General features: G+C 37.8%; 14 protein-coding genes. 9 read left to right on the top strand and 5 right to left on the bottom strand.

All coding sequences use genetic code 11. The features are described 5' to 3' along the window. Window positions 1-51: 51 nt before the first annotated feature. From EHQ43_RS18090 to EHQ43_RS18070, 5 genes are all read left to right on the top strand, one after another. Window positions 52-594: an NUDIX hydrolase gene (locus EHQ43_RS18090; RefSeq protein ID WP_135771944.1), complete on the top strand. Its 543-nt coding sequence runs from the start codon at window positions 52-54 to the stop codon at window positions 592-594. 189 nt (window positions 595-783) lie between these two features. Beyond that, the gene (locus tag EHQ43_RS18085; protein WP_135754349.1) at window positions 784-1,569 is read left to right on the top strand and encodes a FecR family protein; all 786 of its coding nucleotides are present in this window, start codon (window positions 784-786) and stop codon (window positions 1,567-1,569) included. Between the two features lie 7 nt (window positions 1,570-1,576). Beyond that, window positions 1,577-2,557, top strand: coding sequence for an LBF_2017 N-terminal domain-containing protein (locus tag EHQ43_RS18080; RefSeq protein WP_135771943.1), 981 nt, complete (start codon window positions 1,577-1,579; stop codon window positions 2,555-2,557). A 61-nt stretch (window positions 2,558-2,618) separates the two neighbouring features. Further along, the gene (locus tag EHQ43_RS18075; RefSeq protein ID WP_135754350.1) at window positions 2,619-3,860 is read left to right on the top strand and encodes an MFS transporter; all 1,242 of its coding nucleotides are present in this window, start codon (window positions 2,619-2,621) and stop codon (window positions 3,858-3,860) included. Window positions 3,861-3,903: 43 nt separating this feature from the next. After that, window positions 3,904-4,089, top strand: a complete 186-nt coding sequence (locus tag EHQ43_RS18070; protein ID WP_135754351.1) for a hypothetical protein — start codon at window positions 3,904-3,906, stop codon at window positions 4,087-4,089. A gap of 8 nt (window positions 4,090-4,097) precedes the next feature. Here the strand turns inward: EHQ43_RS18070 and EHQ43_RS18065 are convergent, their stop codons facing one another. From EHQ43_RS18065 to uvrC, 4 genes are read right to left on the bottom strand one after another with little or no spacing between them, the layout of a single operon-like run. Further along, window positions 4,098-5,732: a phospholipase D-like domain-containing protein gene (locus EHQ43_RS18065; protein ID WP_135771942.1), complete on the bottom strand. Its 1,635-nt coding sequence runs from the start codon at window positions 5,730-5,732 to the stop codon at window positions 4,098-4,100. After that, a complete protein-coding gene (locus EHQ43_RS18060) occupies window positions 5,729-7,120 on the bottom strand; it encodes an LA_2168 family protein (RefSeq protein ID WP_135771941.1) in 1,392 nt (463 codons plus the stop codon). The genes EHQ43_RS18065 and EHQ43_RS18060 overlap by 4 nt, the downstream gene beginning before the upstream one ends. Window positions 7,121-7,158: 38 nt before the next feature. Beyond that, window positions 7,159-9,984 (bottom strand): LIC11755 family lipoprotein, encoded by a 2,826-nt coding sequence (locus tag EHQ43_RS18055; protein ID WP_135771940.1) that lies wholly within the window; start codon window positions 9,982-9,984, stop codon window positions 7,159-7,161. Between the two features lie 35 nt (window positions 9,985-10,019). Continuing rightward, window positions 10,020-11,864, bottom strand: a complete 1,845-nt coding sequence (gene uvrC, locus EHQ43_RS18050) for an excinuclease ABC subunit UvrC (RefSeq protein ID WP_135771939.1) — start codon at window positions 11,862-11,864, stop codon at window positions 10,020-10,022. Window positions 11,865-11,938: 74 nt separating this feature from the next. Here uvrC and EHQ43_RS18045 point away from each other — a divergent pair, with 74 nt between their 5' ends. Beyond that, the gene (locus EHQ43_RS18045; RefSeq protein WP_167481824.1) at window positions 11,939-14,434 is read left to right on the top strand and encodes a methyl-accepting chemotaxis protein; all 2,496 of its coding nucleotides are present in this window, start codon (window positions 11,939-11,941) and stop codon (window positions 14,432-14,434) included. Further along, window positions 14,427-14,957: a signal peptidase I gene (lepB, locus tag EHQ43_RS18040; RefSeq protein ID WP_135742310.1), complete on the top strand. Its 531-nt coding sequence runs from the start codon at window positions 14,427-14,429 to the stop codon at window positions 14,955-14,957. The genes EHQ43_RS18045 and lepB overlap by 8 nt, the downstream gene beginning before the upstream one ends. A 14-nt stretch (window positions 14,958-14,971) precedes the next feature. Here the strand turns inward: lepB and EHQ43_RS18035 are convergent, their stop codons facing one another. Then, complete coding sequence (locus tag EHQ43_RS18035) at window positions 14,972-16,630, bottom strand: GAF domain-containing sensor histidine kinase (protein WP_135771937.1); 1,659 nt, start codon at window positions 16,628-16,630, stop codon at window positions 14,972-14,974. Window positions 16,631-16,821: 191 nt separating this feature from the next. On the opposite strand from EHQ43_RS18035, the gene gap reads away from it, so the two are divergent. Both gap and EHQ43_RS18025 read left to right on the top strand, forming a co-directional pair. Continuing rightward, complete coding sequence (gap, locus tag EHQ43_RS18030) at window positions 16,822-17,829, top strand: type I glyceraldehyde-3-phosphate dehydrogenase (RefSeq protein ID WP_135642244.1); 1,008 nt, start codon at window positions 16,822-16,824, stop codon at window positions 17,827-17,829. Window position 17,830: 1 nt separating this feature from the next. Continuing rightward, a complete protein-coding gene (locus tag EHQ43_RS18025; RefSeq protein WP_135742312.1) occupies window positions 17,831-19,021 on the top strand; it encodes a phosphoglycerate kinase in 1,191 nt (396 codons plus the stop codon).

The raw sequence follows: 19,021 nt of genomic DNA, 5'->3' as shown, positions 1-19,021 counted from the left end.
TTACTTTGAATTAAAAATGCAAACCCTCAGCCGATAAGGACGATATACAACTTGAAAGAACGAAAAAATTGGAAAGATTTATTCCCAACTCCCATTTATACCTTAGCATCATTTGATATCAAACTCCCACGAGTAGAGAAAGAAAAAACATATTATGTTTTGAAATCTAAAAACTGGGTGAATGTTGTCCCAATCACAAAGTCTGGAGACATTTTACTCATCAAACAATACAGACATGGGATCGGAGAAGAGAGTTTAGAAATTCCAGGAGGAATTGTCGATGATGAAGGACCAAATGCAGAATTGGATTCTGTCATCCGAGAACTCAGAGAAGAAACTGGGTATGCTACTGATCTTTCCAAAATCCGATTGTTATCCAAATTTTCAGGTAACCCTGCCATGTTTACCAATTGGTCTTATTCCTATGTTGCCTATGATGTAGAGCCAACTCACGATGTAGAATTTGATGAAGGTGAAGATATTGAAATTGTATTAAAATCACCCAAGGAAGTCAAACAACTGTTACTAGATGGAACCATTCATCACCCCCATATGGCAGCAGCACTTGGGATCTATTTTTTACAATTGGAATAGGGCCTAACTTTGATAAGGGTAAAAATGAGTAATTTGGGGAATGAGTTTGAAAAAAATAGGCTTAAATCGGTTTTAATGCATCCATTCTTTAGATGATTCGAAACCGATGATGGAATTCTTTGTTTAGAAAAATCCCCAAGAATTACGAAATCGCTGGAAATTTAAACTGAAGTTTGAGACTATATGAATATGAGAAAGTCCATACTAACAATCCTAGTACTTATCATAATGATCTGCCAATTGCCTCTTATGGCAGAACCAGATGCGGCATTGGAACCCATTACCATCACCGTACAAAAGGGAGAGACACTTTCTCTCATCTCAGAACGCCACCTCTCGGATCCGAAACGTTGGCCTGAACTACTCAAACACAACAAAATCCCAAACCCTGATTTAATCAAACCAGGTTTGACTTTAATTGTCCCTGTCTTCCTCCGAAAGCCTGTCGTTGGTGTGACTGAATTTGTAATGGGTCAGGTTGAATGGAATGGAACAGGTGGGAAAGGTCCATGGGTTCCACTCAAACTAGGCCAAGAACTCCACCCCAATGACCAAATCAAAACGAGCGGAAAAGGTAAAACTGACATTCACATCAACCAAGTCGGAATGGTTCGTATCTTAAACAATAGCCATTTTGAAGTGAAGGGTGAAGATAAAAAAGGTGGGCCTGTAACGGTTGCTCTCTTCAAAGGAAGCCTCGACGCGAAAGTAACAAAAAGTAACCCACCAACAACCACGCATAAATTCAACATTGTAAGCCCTTCTTCGACTGCGGGTGTACGAGGGACTGAATTCCGTGTGGAATTAGATGAAAAACTTAGTTCTACAATTTCTTGTTTTGAGGGTGTTGTCGATGTCAATGCGCAAGGGAAAACGGTAGAACTCACACAAGGGATGGCAACTTTTGTTGAAAAAGGAAAATCCCCTGTTCAACCTTATAAAATTCCAGAAGCACCACGTATCAAAGAAGAATAGAAGGGATATGAAACAAACACTCACTCTCATCCTTACCGTTTTATTTCTAATTTTAGGTTCCCTTGAATCCAAACCCAAAAGGGAACTTCGGATCTTGATTGATGCAGATGCAGAAGCTAAATTCGAATTAGAACTTTGGCAAGATAAACCAAATGAAACCGAAGCATCCATAGCACCAAAACCTCCAGAAGTCATCCAATTCAAAGGGAATCGAATCACAGTCACACCAAAAGACGACTTCGAATACTTTCGAGTACGTAGGTTAGGTGATTATGGAGCCAAAGGTTTTTGGACTCAAGTGTATTCTACAAATGTTGACCCAAGTAGTCCACTTTCTGTACCCAAAGAGTTTGTTTCGAAAAAAACCTTTGAACCAAAACCAATTCCCAAAAAAATTGTCTCAGTTGTATCTTACGAAAGTTTTGTGATCGTTAAAGAAAAAGAAGAAACTCGATTCCTTACAAAGGATTTTATCACAGTTGCACCAGTTGATGATGCATCTGGTGTTGCAGAAGTGCGTTACCGTATCAATGACGGTCAATGGAATTCGGCAAAATCACTGGCATCGATTCCTTTTTCTGAGGAAGGCGAATACAAACTTCTTTATTTTTCAATTGATATGGCAGGGAATAAAGAACCCATTCAAATCATTGATTTTGTGCGTGATACAAAACCACCTGAAACGAGTGTGGAATGGATTGGTTCCCAAACAAAAGGCAAAGGGAATATGAATTTTTTATCACCAGATTCAAAAATCAGATTTGTAGCAAAAGACAATCGCAGTGGGCTCAAAGATATTTTGTATTCGACTACTTGCCAATCGGGAACACAAGCTGAATTCAAATCATTTACTTCTGATTTATCTGTTGTGAATTTAAAAACGGAATGTAAAGGTTCTTTCCAAATTTTTTATTATGCGATAGACCAAGTAGGAAATGAAGAAGCTGTCAAAACATTGAATTTCCAACTGGGAAGTGAAACGAATTAATAGATTTTTTGATTTTGTGAATTGCCCCATATTTCTTTAGGAAAACATTGGCTGAATCGAGATGAAAAAAAATCTTTCTTTGGCCATTTTCCAACACAAGGACTTTCGATTTTTTATCGTAGCTCGTTTTTTTATGGTCCTTGCGATCAATATCCAAGCAACCATTGTTGGATGGCAGGTTTATGAGCTTACAGGGAGTGTGCTAGATCTTGGCCTTGTCGGTTTATTCGAAGCAATCCCATCGATTCTTGTTGCACTTTATGCAGGCCACCTAGCAGATCTTCGAGATCGTCGCAATATCATCGTAGTTTGTCTCTTTTTTTTACTTCTATGTTCTCTCACATTATTTGCTTTTACTGGGCCTTTGTATTATTTGTTAGAAACCTATAAAGCGTATCCCATATTTCTCGTGATTTTGGTATCTGGCATTGCTCGTGGATTTATCTCCCCTGCCATCTTTAGTTTTGTTACCCAACTGGTACCAAGAGAACACTACCCACACTCTGCTGCATGGATGGGAACTTCTTTCCAAGCTGGGGCAGTCATTGGTCCTGCTCTTGGAGGGATCGTTTATGGAAGTTTAGGAATTGAATGGGCGTATGGACTCGATAGTATTTGTATTGGTCTCCCTTTCCTTTTATTCTTTTGGATCCGTAAACGAAGTTTACCTGAACGTAAGGAAAAGGAAGCGTTAAAAGATAGTTTACTCAAAGGACTTCGGTTTGTTTTAAAGAACGAAATCATGTTAGGTGCAATGGCACTCGATATGTTTGCGGTTTTATTCGGTGGTGCAGTTGCCTTACTCCCTGTATTTGCAAAAGACATTTTATTTGTAGGCTCCGAAGGACTTGGGTATTTACGTGCTGCCCCCTCATTTGGTGCTTTACTAATGGCCTACTACTTAACTTACAAACCCCCTCTTGAAAAATCAGGTAAGGTTTTACTTTCTTGTGTATTTGGTTTTGGAATTTGTATGTTGGTGTTTGGGCTTTCTACTTCGTTCTATATCTCACTTTTCGCATTATTTTTATCTGGAGTTTTTGATAGTGTATCCGTTGTCGTTCGATCAACCATTATGCAAACAATGACACCAGAAGAGATGAGAGGTCGAGTGAGTGCCATCAACAAGGTATTCATCGGTTCCTCAAATGAAATTGGAGCCTTCGAATCTGGAGTTTCTGCCAAGTTTTTAGGCACCGTTGGGTCAGTTGTGTTCGGTGCCACAATGACTGTTTTTATTGTGATTTTTACTTACAGAATGGCTCCAAAACTAAAAGAACTCGAACTGAAAAACTGGGTTTAAAAATGCTTGGAAATTCTGATTTCCATGACAGACTGGACAAGCCATGTCCGACCTAATCCATGATTCGAAACTTCCACAAGATAAAAAACACACACTCATCCTCCTCATCCAAACGATGTTAAATGATGTGAATAAACAAATCACACATCTTGGTATCAATAACTACATGAAACTACAAGAAGAGATCGCAAAATTACTAGTACCCGTCATTGAAGATAAACTTGAATGAAAATCAAACTAACCTGAGGAACAAGTAAGAGTTTGATTCTGTTTTGTAAAGATCCGATTTATTAAATACACCATCCAAATTGGTACAACTCCTTTTTGTTTTGTATGACAGAAAGATAAAACTCGATTCTCTGTTCGAACCCACATCCAAAGATTTTTACCAACGCGAAAATCGGATCGACCCATTGCGAAGGACATCCCATCGAGTGGAATGTTTTCCTTCGGACTTGACCCGTCCCAAATTGAAATCGATAACACAGGTTCACCGCTTGATAACGTAACCTTTGTACCAAAAAAGTAACTTTGTAAGTGAAGTGTGGACTTGTCCACTTCACTTTTTTCCCAAATGGGGTCGAATTGAATCGAACTGAATTCAAATCGTTCGGTCGTGGTCCCTTCTTGTGTTCCATTGGACATTGTTTGTAACCCTAGTGAATTTAGGTATTGTTTGGACAAAGCTGTGGAATTAGAGTCCAGGTTCCCTGCTTTTTGGAAAAATAAATTGGTTTCGAATAAATCATTCTGAAATGTTTGAATCGTGTATGATTTTAGTAGAGATTGGCTATTTGTATTTTCTAGTAAGGCAGCGCGAGAAATTGGTATTGCATTCAATTGTATCCTTTTCCATTCCATTAAAAATTCATTCATTACCAAAGGATGAGAAATTTTTACAAAAATTTCTTTATTTTTGTCTCTAGCTGAAACAGAATAATTGTAAGAACCTACATATACATCTTTTCCATCAACTAACATCGTTTTGTGATGTAACAAACCTCCTTTGTAGACATCATCTTTAAAAATAAAATCGACATTCCCATCTTCCCATATTTGAGATGGAAAATGTAAGTTTTGACTGAGAAACTCACCTTCCGGATTGATGGGAACATTATAAATGCCTTGTATGAAAACTCCCCTATTCGCAGCTTGCATTAACTTCCAAGTCATAACAGGATCAAAATGTGAGTATATTAAATATTGGATTGAGGATTTTGCGCCATCAATTGCATCCAGTAGTTGTGACTGGATTTCAAAACCGGCTTCTGGGGCGAATATATAATCTAACCTCCCAATTCTTAATCTCCCTAGTGGATTTTTTCCTTCTAAGGTGGAAATAAGTTGGTCTGATTCTTCATTGGAAATTGTTTGAATCCAGTATACATTGTGATCAGTTTCCAAACCATGAGAGGTAAAATTTCCAGTTCCTAAAAATAATCTGAATCGATCAAAAATGATGATTTTGGTATGATGAATCCCGGAACCAACCCATCTAACAACTTGAAATCCAAGCGATTCTAATTCTGGATATTCTTCTTCCTTATCACCAAAAATTTGGATGTTTACTCCTGACCTTTGTTTTAAATATAATTCTGTTAAAATTTCGTAATCATCTAAAGAATACACATACATTCGAATCGATTCTTTGGATTTTCGGATTTCAGATAAAATCACATCTTTGACAATTCTCTTTTTCTCTATGGAAACATTTCGCCCAGGGTAAGAAAAATAGATTTCGTTTAATGGAGGTTGGGCGTATAATAAGGATGATAGATCAAGTTTGGATTTTTGAGAATGGCATTGTATGGACAATAACGCAATGATTATAGTCACAAATCTTTGTTTCAATCCAAATGAATCTGCTTTCAAATTTGTAACCTTCCATACACATATCCAAAATTGGAATGAATCCCAAATGATTCCGGTAAAAATAATTTAGACATTCCAACTCCCAGTTCAAATCCAAACCCATCGTTTACAGATATCTCAACCATTCCTTCTCCGATGAAAAACCTTTCAAACTCACGATTTTGGAAACTGATCCTTCCATCACTTGGTCCAATCTGCTTGTATGGCACAAAATAATTCCCGATCCACTTAATGAAGAATTGTTCATATTGAAAAACCAAAACTAATTCTGATAAGTATCCGAAAGATCGACCTTCAATGATGGCAAAGTTTTTTTCATAACCATTTTCAGTCACAGCCGCAGAAGGAAACAAACGAAAGATTTGAGAAATGTAGGGTGTTTGGCTTGGGTGAGACCCTAAGGAAATAAAACCTTCTTTTACAATTTGTTGTTTTTCATTCTTTTCTGCACGATCAGATAGCATATGAGAATTCCGAAACTTAAAACGACCGAATCGAAATTCGCCTCCAACTTGAATTGCCTCTCCTGCAATAGGAATCGAACCTGGTTGACTTGCAATTTGTGAACGTGTCCGGTCATTTCCTTTACACCACAAAAAATCTATATCAAAGGAAAATTGTTCCGTATGAAAACCAAATCCAAAATTCCCTGAAAACAAAGAGTCTCCATCTGCTTCATTTATTTTCGTTTCATGTGGATGGTCTTTGTTATATGGACCTAAACTTCCGAATTCCAAATAATGAAATCCTGATCGTAAAACCAATGATTTACCATATACGAATCCAAAACTTTGCCGTCGGTGATGGTTTCTTCGAAATGAAGTCACATTGTTTGTTTGGTATTGATCTTTTTCATTTGGCAACTGTAACAAACTTCGAAATTGATCTTTTGACAAAAGAATTGATCCCGAATAAAAATCCCAAAGAAAGAATTGAAATGTCAAAAGCTCCAAAGGTTTAAGTTCTAAGAATAAACCATCACCTCCATCATAATGTGTACTAAAACTTTTTGGTGAAAAGAGATGTTCCCTTCTTCCTACTCCAAGAAAAAATTGATTTGTTATATAACCAAAGTAATGATTTTTTCCTAGATAATAATTTCTGAGACCTGTATCTGGACCTGTTGTTAATTTTATGTCTAAATCCCAAAGGATCTGATTTTTGTTATTTTTATCTTTTAGACCAACAAACATAGATTCTCCGGAGATACGATTTAAATATGGTTCACTTGTAAATACTTTTCCCAATTTTTGAAAATGAAAGTCCCAACCGGGAACTTCTGATTGTTTGTATTTTTGATTTAAGTTTTCTTTTAAAAACAATTCGTAACCATAAATTCCAACCTCCCATCCAATCGCTAGCAATGAATTCAATGGGTAAAAGAACATTAAGCAAACAAAAACCTTAGATAGAAAAAAAATGGATCTCAATTTTCCTCACGATAGATTTCAAAGTGATCGATGTTTATTCCGTCTTTCTCTTTTTTTAACCAAAGGTATTCGCCTGTGTTCACATGTTTTCGAAAAGGATTGGCACTTTCTTTATGCCCAAAAGCAGATATGAGTATGGTTTCTCCATTGACTCTTTTTTTTAATTGTAGATACTCACCTGATGAAATTCCATTCCCTATAGTTTGCGTTGATATTACGGTCAATAAACGGTCTGATTCCGAATGGAAGATTGGCAAATACCAATCCTTACCATCTGGATCGACGATCCAAGCGCAGGTAGAAGGATGAAGGATCGAATCGTTAGTGATAAATCCATTCCCATGAATCCCTTTCGGGTTTGAATTCGGAAACCGAGTTTGGTATGGCACAATCAGATCGATTGAGGTTTCATCTTCTATCGAATATTCACTTAAGTCTTCTGGATTTGTAGATCGATTGCATATATAAATCCATTCGTTCTGTGATTGAATTGGATTGGGAAAAATGGCTTCAATCTGAACCGGACCTTTCTTTTCTAAAAATCCAACAGATTTAACAAGCTCTGGGTGAGAGAAGTAGGAATATATCTGTTCTTCAGGAATACCTAAATTAACGTTTGCTAGCTGAAGTGAAAAGGTTTTATTTGATAAGGGAAGTATGTTTATCTGTTGTTTTTGCCTTACATTACCTATTTGGACTTCAATCAATGAATCGAGAAATAAATTAGTATGATACTTCTCTTCTGTGTTTGCTTTGATGATTTCCAAACTCCTCTGTTTTCCAATCCCAGGACTCCTCCAAATTCCAGGGCAAGTAGCAGATGGTCGAAGTGATGAAGAAAAGTAAATCGGTGCAGGTTCAGGATGGAGGGAACGAGTATCGCCATGTGATTTTTCTGTCAGAATGGAATCTGTCCATTGTGACAAAACTATTTGTGAAGTATCTTTATCTAAGTATTCCACAGAATTAAAATGATTGGAAAAAAATTCAGGAGGTAACTGGTAAAGTTTTTCTCCGTTACAAAGACTAGATCCGTATCCAAAACTTAAAACACCGGTTAATGCTGGTTTCCAATAGAAATACTCCTTAGTTGCAACAGTTCGGAAGGAACCAATACCTTCTTCTAATTCAGAATAACCAAAATCCAAAAACGGAAATGGAGTGACGGCAAATTCCAAAAGTTGGCTAGCCAATTGTTTTACGATAGTGCTTTCGTGTTTCCCTGGGCTCAATTGGAATCCAAATGATAGCAAGTCTTTTTGGCACACAGATTTTGGATGCGGAGTCTCAATATCATCGATATAAATGGAAAACAAGTTTTGGTCTCCTCTTCTTAATAAGTGGATTCGATTGGGACTTGGCTCGTATTGAATCGTATTTTTTGATTTTCGATTTTGGATCGAATGGGAAGGAATTTGAAAAACAACTTTTGGAATGGTAAATGGTTTTACCGTTTCGGATAAATTCCAACCAATCCAAGGTTCTCTTGTGAGGACCAAAACATCATCTTTTAGAAGTATTTTTTCTTTCGCAGATAGAGGGTATGTGACTCCTTCATAGATCCAATTTAAAGATGATACATCACAAACATCACCTTTGTTTTGGAATTCAAAAAATGAAGGGAGAGGAAAACCTGTTTCTTTATGATTCCCTGGATAAAACTCAGTGAGTTTGATTTGGTTTTCTGTGCATCCTGGAATTGTTGCATTGATTTCATCTTTTTCCATTCCATTGGGTAAACCAGGATTTCCACAAAACAATTGTTCTGTTTTCCAAATATTCATTTGGTCTCGGCAAGAAGTAGTTTTTATCTGGTTTGAGAAAAATTCTTCCCCTTGTTTGAAAAAAAATTGGGAATCATTGAAAGTTGAATCTCCAAAACTGATGCTTTCTTCAGTTCCCAGTTCAGCTAAAAAATGTTTTGGTATGGGAATTCCTTGGTATTTAGGATCATCGGAAAGAAGTAAAATTCCGTTTGGCAATACCAAACGACTGCGATTCCGAAACTCTTCGGATTGAAATCCAATGATTTCATTTTCTTTCTTCCTTACGAGTGAGTCAGCAAATGGGCAAATTACATACTCATTCGGATTTTCCCATTCCAGAAATCGTTGGAAGTTGGATTCTGTGTGACGAAATGATTCGGAAACGATAGGTGATTCTACCTTGCAATTGGATAACCAACTTTGGTTTTGTGTTAAAACTGATTCCAAAATGGAATCAATGTTGGGACAGGGAAATTCAAATACGATCACCTTTGTTTTGTTTTCAGTGACATGAAGTGCAAATGACCGAAACACAACTTCACACACTGTGTTTGATTTTTGGATAAAGGTGGGATGAGGAATGGCAAAGGTTTGGTAGGAAACATGACCCGTTGACCAAATTTGTTGTTTCCATTCGAGAATTGGCGGATTTTTATCTCGACTCACCTTCCATTTTCCATAATCGGTTAAGGAAACTTTCCAATCCTTTCCTATTTCTTGGAAATGAGAGTATTCATTTTGGGGCAGATTAAGGAGTTCAAATCCATTTTGCCAACGGACAGAACTTACCTCATCCATCTTCCAACAAATCCGAAATTTAGCACCTAACTCTTTGTTATATAATTGAATAGGGATCGAAAAAACACATAAAACTCCATTTTCATAATGAAGTAACTGATTGGATCGATTGGTATGGATCTGCGAATCCTTTTTACCGTATTCAAAATGAAATTCAGGAGAGTCACTAATCTCACTGGGAAAGAAATAAAAAGGAGAATTTCCATTTGAATTACAGGAAACAAAGAGAAATAGTAAAATATACAAACATCGATTCACTTTGCCACCCCTAACTTAGGAGTGGTGATAAATCGTTACTTCGGTTCTATTTTTTTTAAGTTTTGGATATTCGTATAAATTTTTTCAGCAAGAACAGGGCCTATTCCTTGCACCTTTTCTAACTCAGACCGCGTTGCATCAGTTACTTTTTTCTTAGACTGAAAATACGTAAGGATACTTTTTCGTCGGCTTGCGCCAATATCTGGTATATCATCCAAAATTGACTTCAGTGCTTTTTTCTTCCTTTGTAGCCTTTGGAAAGTGACACCAAAACGATGGGCTTCATCTCGTAAATTGCGAAGGAGACGCATCATTGGTGAATGGATGTCGAAACTATAGGGGTGTTTTTCACCTGGAAAATAAATCTCTTCTCGTTTTTTAGCAAGTCCCACCATGGGTATATGACCTAAGTCAAGTGCATTCGCTGCTTCGGCCGCTCGTGAAAGTTGTGTTAGACCCCCATCAATCACAATAAGATCAGGTAGAGGTTCCTCTTCATTTACAAGATGGCTTAACCGCCTTGCAATCACTTCATGGATCATACCAGGGTCGTTGATTCCTTCATACCCACGCATTTTGTAATGCCTGTAACCTGACTTATAAGGTTTACCTTCCACAAACATCACTCCACTTGCCACAGGAGAACTCCCTTGGAAATGTGAGATATCATAACATTCAATGGTTCTTGGTAAGGTAGGAAGATTTAACTTCTCTTGTAGTTCTTTCATAGCGACTGTTTGGTCGCGGAGTTTGGTTGCAAGGATCCTTTCTGTTAAACTAAGATCTGCATTTTTCTCTGCTAGACGGAGTAAAGATTTTTTAGGTCCCATCTCTGGGAATTTGAGTTTGATAGAAGTTCCAAATTTTTCTAAGATTGCTTCTAAAAAAACATCATAATTCCCTTTTGCAGAGATTGGTAAAAAAACAATACTCGGTAACAACGTCACATTTAAGTAATAATCACGCAAAAAGGAAGTAAAGGCTTCTTCATCATCTGAAAACGATAGACCAGAAAGTGGAAACGATTTTTTCCCCTCAAGCCTTCCCCCTCTCACTTCGAGAATGACAATTTGCCCTTCATCGTCTCGTCTGCTGATTCCAAGAATATCTTCATCTCCACCATCTAAACTGACAACTGTTTGTTTCTCTCGGAGTTGGTTGATTTTTTCAATCCTTTGTTTGAGAAATCCAGCACGTTCATATTCCATTTTGGCTGAGGCAGACACCATTGCCGATTTTAAATCAGCAACCAATCGTTCTTTTTTCCCTTCTAAAAATCGTAAGATCTCTTCAACCAACTCGGAATACGTTTCTTTTGTGATATTCCCTTGGCATGGACCGAGACAACGTCCCATATGAAAATTGAGGCAAGGTCTTTGTGGTTTCGGTAAAGGGAGTTTTAATTTGGTTTTACGGATCGGAAAAATCCTGTGTATCAATTCTAAGGTATCTCTTGCTGCTTTCACATCGGTAAAGGGTCCAAAATACCGATCACCATTGTCCTTTACTTTCCTGGTCAAAATAACCATTGGGTAATCTTCACTCGTCGAAACGCATAAGAAGGGATATTTTTTATCGTCTTTTAACCTAACATTGAACTTCGGATTGTATTTTTTTATCAGAGTCGCTTCGAGGAGAAGAGCTTCTTTTTCAGTCCTTGTGGCAATCCAATCTAAATCATATAATTCAACAAAAAGCGCACGAGTTTTTCTATCTTTTTGGTTGGGATTGAGATAGGACCTAACTCTCGATTGGAGTTTGAGTGCTTTACCTACGTAAATCACTTGACCCATTTGGTTTTTCCAAAGATAACACCCGGGCAAACTACCTAAATTTTTAATTTTTTCTTGGATGGTTTTGAGTACGAGTGTATCTTTCATAAAGAGTTAAGCCAGGAATTTTACGTTTACAATTCTTAGACAATCTGTATCCCTAGGGTATGGACATAAGGAAAATGATCAAATTTATAATTTTTGGTCTTGAAGGATTTAACTACTTAATTGGCTTCCCAATTTTACTGTCATATATCTATTTTTTCACTCAATGGACAAGCGAAGAACTTCAAATCATTCTAATTTCTACTGCCATCATCGTTGTTTTCCTTCTCAGTTTTTGTGCCACTTTTTATTGGATTCGATTTGCTCCTGTTTACCGTATTTTTAATGGTACCTCTTCCAAAAAGGATAACTACAAGGCCTACTTCTGGCTCGACCATTTAGAAAAAGTTTCCATGATCGATGTCATGATCCGATACAGTGTTGGGTATTTGTTCGTAGTCGTAGCTCTCCTCTTTTTCCAAAAATCTAAAAATTTTGTCTTACTCAGTGAGCTTGCCATCGGGATTGGAATGACCTTAGCTTTTACCATTTTATTCCAATCCATTTTCATTGGGCATGTTGAAACAAAATTTAATATCAAAGGAACATTACTCTCGATTCGATTGGATAAAAATTCACGGATCAATACTCGTAAGTTATCAAGGAATTTAGGATTCCAAACCGTTTTGGCGTTTCTTGCTGCCATTTTGCTTTTGTTCATCATCAATTATCGGATGAACTTCAAACAAGAGTTGGATCTCGTCAACTCATCGATGCAACAATCCGTAATGGATTCGGAAACACTTATGCGTTTGACTCTTGTTGATTTCCGAGACAAACTTACAATTTCAATATTCACTGAAAACAAACTCAAAGACCAAATTGTTAAAAGAAATTTAAATGGAATCCGTAGTGTCTTAAACGAAATCCAATTAAGAAGTACAAATCATGCCGTGGAAGCTTTGTTTTATTATAAACCAGAGGATGGAATTTTTATCTCCACAAATGAGTATGATAAATCCAAAACAGGTGGGATTTTTTATATTGAAGATGGTGATTTAGCAAGACAAGGCCCAGTCCGTCACACAAGTATCAGATCTAAGATTTCAGGAGATATAGTTTCTCCTTATACCTTGCCAGTATATGAAAACAACCAATTCCAAGGATATGTAGGTGGGTTTTTAAATATTGGAAAACTATCTAATTTCATTTTAGAGAACTTAAAAATTGGAATTTCTGGAAAAGTTGGTTTTTTTGATGGAGATGGAACCATCGTTTATTATACGGCCAAAAAAGAAATCGGAAATAACGCCAAAACGATGTTAGTCTTTGACACTCCTTACCAACAACAAGATGCACTTGGTTTTGTAGATTCAACAGAAGATGGCACTCAAAAAAGAATCTTTTATGTCAAAAATCCTGAATTCAATTACATCATTTATTGTATCTTTGAAAAAGCAGAATTGTATGAAAAAACATTAAGAAGCCTGCTTTTGACACTTGGAATATCTTTCCTTGTTGTACTTCTTATTGGGATTGTGACAGTCCTTGTCATCGAATCAAAGTTAAAACCATTAGAACGAATCAAAGTGCGAATCAGCGAAATGGTCAAAGGGAATTTAAAATCTGATTTTTATGACCCAAGCCGTGATGAAATTGGAAGTATGGCGAATGCCATGTTTGAATTCCAAAACAAACTACGCCAAATAGTAAACCAAACACAAAACGTATCAAACGAATTAACTAATACTAGTTCTGATATTTATGAATCGATGTTAACCCTTTCCGATGCCGCACAAAACCAAGCTGCGAGTAGTGAAGAAATTTCAGCATCAATTGAAGAAATTACCGCGGGGATTGAAAGTGTAGCGCAGAGAACTGAAACACAATCTTTCACGTTAGTGTCACTGATGAAAAAGATGACGGAGTTAAACCAGGCAGTTTCCGAAATCGATAAAAAATTTCAAATTGCCGATGTACGAGTCGAAGAAATCACAAATGATGCCAAAAAAGGGGAATCATCCCTCGGTGAAATGAAACAATCGATGGATAAAATTTTTCAGTCCTCTTCTGAAATGACAAATGTTGTTGAAATCATCCATAATATTTCCGAACAAATCAACCTTCTCGCACTCAATGCTGCGATCGAAGCGGCACGAGCAGGTGTTAGCGGACGTGGGTTTGCGGTAGTTGCTGATGAAATTTCAAAACTTGCTGATAAAACTGCAAAATCCATTGAAGATATCGAAGAACTTATCAAACAAAATGAAGTGGAAATTAACCAAGGCCAAGAAAAAATCGACCAATCCATTTCTATATTAAGTGAAACCATCACTGGTGTGAATTCGATCAATCAAATGACGAAAGAAATCCGAAGTGTAGTCCAAAAACAAATTGAGACAAATGAGGAAGTGAATGAAGGTGTCAGTCAAATTCGTGAGCTCTCTGAAATGATCAGAGAAGCCACAGAAGAACAAAAAACAGCAATGATGGAAATTTCTAGGTCCATTGCAGAAATCAATAATCATGCCCAAACAACTGCAATTTCAAGTGATGGAACAAAATCAAATTCACAAAACATGAACCAACTCACAGAAAGTTTACGAAAAGAGATTAATTATTTCAATGTCTAAACAAAAAAACAAAGTCCCACTCAAAACAAAACTGATTGTCATCCTACTTCCCATGAGCATTGGGCTCGGTGTTTCCCTCTTTGTTAAATACAAAATCCTTTTGCCTGTTTCCATTTCAAATGGTTACATGGAACCTACTTTAAAAAAAGGTGATACGGCTTACTTCAATCGCTTCTATAGAAAATCACAATTAGGAATTGGTGACATCGTCCTTGTTGTTTCTCCCTTAGATCCAAATTCTTATGTGATCGCAAGGATCATTGGAAAAGCAGGGGATTCCATCTCGGTGCAAAAACGAATGGTCTTTCGAAATGGCGCCATCCTTGATCCAACCTTATTCCCAGAACCGCAAACCCAACTGATTGCCCTCATCCCACAAGGAAAAACAGAACATGATGATATGAAAGAAGTCAGTGTCCCAGAAAAAAGTTTCTTTGTCCTGGCTGATAACCGTGAGAATGGTGTGGATTCGAGAACACTTGGACCCATCCAAGAGTCACAAATTTATGCTGTGTTGTGGTAAAACAAATTCCAATATCAGTTAGGTATTTTGATCGGTAGTTCAATTGCAAAGATCGTTTTACCTGGGATGGATTGAAACGTGATAGATCCGAAATGCCGGTCGACAATCTTACGACAGATATCAAGACCAAGACCACTGCCTTCCCCCAAAGGTTTCGTTGTAAAAAATGGTTCGAAGATTCGATGTTGAATCGATTCCGGAATACCTGATCCATTATCTTCCACGAGAACCAATACTTTGTTCCCCTCTGTTTTTGTTTGGATAGACAATTTTCCATGGAATGACATCGCCTGCAAGGCGTTATAGATTAAGTTTGTCCATAAATGTAATAATTCTTCTGGATAGCCTTCAATGTAAGGTACATCTTCGTATTCCTTCACAAGAGTTACTTTTTTTTTGAATTGATTTTGATAAAGTGTAAGGACAGTTTCAATATTTTCCTTTAAATTCACACGGACAGGATTTTTTGAAATTTCAAACCTTACAAAATTTTTCAAAGCAAATGTCATTTTGCTCGCACGTTCCACTGCAAGTAACATCACATGAAGGGATTGGTAAACTGTGATTTCTTCCACAAGCAGAGTTAAGATACTTTCTAATTTTTCACTTTCAAACAATTCCTTACATTGATCCAATAGATCCAAATCAAATCCAGTATCAATCAAATGGTTAGAAAATGATTTATCGATCCCTTTTGATCCCAACCAAGATTCAATACGTTTCCTTCGGTTCATTCGGTCTCTTCCGGAAATAATTTCAATTCTTGACTTAAGAATTTGGATAAGATCCAAAAATTGTTTTTGATTTTGGTAATCAGGGATAATTTCTTTTAATTCTTTTTGGAAAGGAGATAGTTCTGATTCAAATAATGATTCTTTTAAATTTTCTGCGGATGCTTGGATAGCAGCAATGGGATTATTAATCTCATGCGCAATTCCAGCGACGAGTTGCCCAAGGCTTGCCATTTTTTCAGAAAGGACCAATTGGTTCTGGGCTTTTTTTAAAGTCGAGATGGTCAACTCCAACTCTTCGTTGGATTTTTTTAATTTTTTTGTTCGTTCTTCTACTAATCGTTCTAAACTTTCATTGAGTTCTCTAAGTTCATTTTCACGAGAAATCAGTTCTTGATTAATGATATTATTTCTTTGGTTACTAATCGCTAGGGCAATCTGATCGCCTAACTGACTACAAAAAGTGATTTCATCTTCAGACCATTTGTGTTTTTTCCCCACATGTTCAAAACATAAAGTACCAATGAGTTCCTCTCCCATTCGAATGACACCATCTAACATAGCGGTGATGCCATTAGGTTTGAGATAGGATTCGATAAACCCTTTGGTGCGCGGATCCGTATAGGGATCGTTTGCATCGACATATTTTTCACATAACAAATATTGAAATTCTTCTTTGAATTCGTTTTCTTTTAAAATTGCTCCACTAGAATGAGTTTTTTGGGATCGTAAGTAAGTATCAACGTTTACCAATTCATTTTTAGTCTCATTAAAAAGCCAAACCCCTACTCGTTCAATCTCCAATATGTCAGAAACAGAATTTGTAATGAATTTTGCCAGAGTCTCGATGTCGCCTGTGCGAGCACATGGATGGGAAGAAACTTGTGCCAGGATATTCTGCTTAAGTCTAGCACGAGTGAGCTCAAATTTGAGGCGTTCCATGGCGTTTTTAGACAGGGAGAAATTACAAAATCATACAAAGTAACCAATGGATGTCACTTCAAAAATAACACTTTTCTAACAGGAACTATGCTCCTTCTGCTTTTAAAATGAGTGACATGGACCCCGAACCCGAAATTCTGTAATTAAAAAATCGTTTTATCTCTAGATACGAGCCTTTTAGGAGAAACTCAATGGTAAAAATCGCAATTAATGGTTTTGGTCGCATCGGACGACTTGTGCTTCGTTCCGGAATCAAAGATCCCAATTTAGAATTTGTCGCAATCAACGACCTTGTCACACCAGACAACCTTTCTTATCTATTCAAATATGATTCAACCCACGGCCGTTTCGACGGGGAAGTTTCTCACACAGACAACGAAATCATCATCGATGGGAAAAAAGTAAAAACCTTCTCTGAAAGAGACCCAGAAAAACTCCCATGGAAAGAATTGGGTGTGGACTTTGTCATCGAATCGACTGGACTTTTCACTGACCGAGTGGGTGCTGAAAAACACATCAAAGCCGGTGCCAAAAAAGTCGTGATCTCAGCTCCTGCCAAAGACAAAGACATCCCTACCTTTGTGATGGGAGTGAACCATGAAAAATATGATGCGGCAAAAGACAATGTTGTATCCAATGCGTCTTGTACCACAAATTGCTTGGCACCAATCACAAAAGTGGTTCTTGACAACTTTGGAATCGTAGAAGGCCTAATGACAACGATCCATGCGATGACAGCAACACAACCAACGGTTGACGGACCTTCTAAAAAAGACTTCCGTGGTGGTCGTGGGGCCGCACAAAACATCATCCCTGCCTCTACTGGTGCGGCGAAAGCTGTAGGACTTTGTATCCCGGAAGTGAATGGAAAACTCACTGGTATGAGTTTCCGCGTTCCCACTCCAGACGTATCGGTTGTGGACTTAACGGTTCGCACAGAAAAACCAACAAGCCTTGCCGAAATCAAAAAGAAAATGAAAGAAGCAAGTGAAGGTTCTATGAAAGGAATCCTTGGTTATACTGAGGATATGGTGGTATCAAACGACTTCCTAGGTGACATTCGTTCTTCTATCTTTGATGCCGATGCTTGTATCGAACTAAGCCCTACTTTTTTCAAACTTGTATCTTGGTATGATAATGAAATGGGATATTCCAACCGCGTCCTCGACCTAGTACGTTACATGGCAAAAAAAGGCTAAGATGAAATTACCTCTTCTAGAAGACCAAAATCTAAAAGGAAAACGTGTTTTTGTTCGCGTGGATTTTAATGTCCCTGTGGAAAACGGAATCGCTACGGATAAAACTCGGATTGAAAAAACCCTTCCCACTTTGGAACTCCTGATTGCAAAAGGAGCCAAAATCATTTTGGGAAGCCATTTGGGCAGACCAAAAGGTGGACCGGAACCAAAGTATTCCATGAAACCCGTGTTTGATGTCCTTGCCACACTTGTCAAAACCAAAGTCAGTTTTTCTGAATCTGTCATTGGTGCGGGTGTTGTGAAGTTATCCAATGAATTGGGTGAAGGTGAAATCCTACTTTTAGAAAACCTTCGTTTCCATAAGGAAGAAGAGGCAAATGATGCTGGTTTCTGTAAGGAACTGGCAAAACTCGCTGACGTTTATGTCAATGATGCATTTGGTACGGCTCACCGTGCGCATGCTTCCACAGAAGGTGTCGCACACCTTCTCCCAGCGTTTGCAGGACTTCTGATGCGTAAAGAAATAGAAGTCTTAAGTGGACTTCTTGCGAGACCAGAACGTCCGTTTGTTGCAATCGTAGGTGGTTCTAAAGTCAGTTCTAAATTTGCGATTTTAAAAAACCTTCTCGAGAAGGTAGACCATCTCCTCATCGGGGGTGGTATGGCGTATACATTTCTCAAATCAAGAGCTGTCCCTGTGGGAAAATCCCTTGTAGAACCAGAATTTGAATCCCAAGCCTTCCAACTCATTGACCGTGCCGGAGTGCAAGGTGTTGACCTGCAAATCCCTGTGGACCATATCATTGCGGATCAATTTGATCCAAATGCAAAGACTAAGTCCGTGGACAAAATGGGAATTATGGATGGTTGGATGGGTATGGACATTGGTCCGAAAACCATCGACAATTATGTAAAAGCCATAAAAGATGCAAAAACCATTTTATGGAACGGCCCTATGGGTGTGTTTGAAATGGATAAGTTCTCCAAAGGAACCATAGAAATCGCAAAAGCCATTAGCAAATCCAAGGCCAAAACGGTTGTGGGTGGTGGGGATTCCATTGCCGCCGTAAACAAGGCTGGTGTGGCAGACAAAATTACTCATATTTCCACTGGTGGTGGTGCTTCCTTAGAATTTTTGGAAGGACGAACTCTCCCTGGTGTGCAATGTTTACTCCCGAAGGAAGACAAATAA

The organism is Leptospira bouyouniensis (assembly GCF_004769525.1).
GTDB classification, from domain to species: Bacteria; Spirochaetota; Leptospiria; order Leptospirales; family Leptospiraceae; genus Leptospira_A; species Leptospira_A bouyouniensis.
Note: the sequence above shows the minus strand (reverse complement) of the source record. Positions and strands in the feature narration are given on the sequence as shown.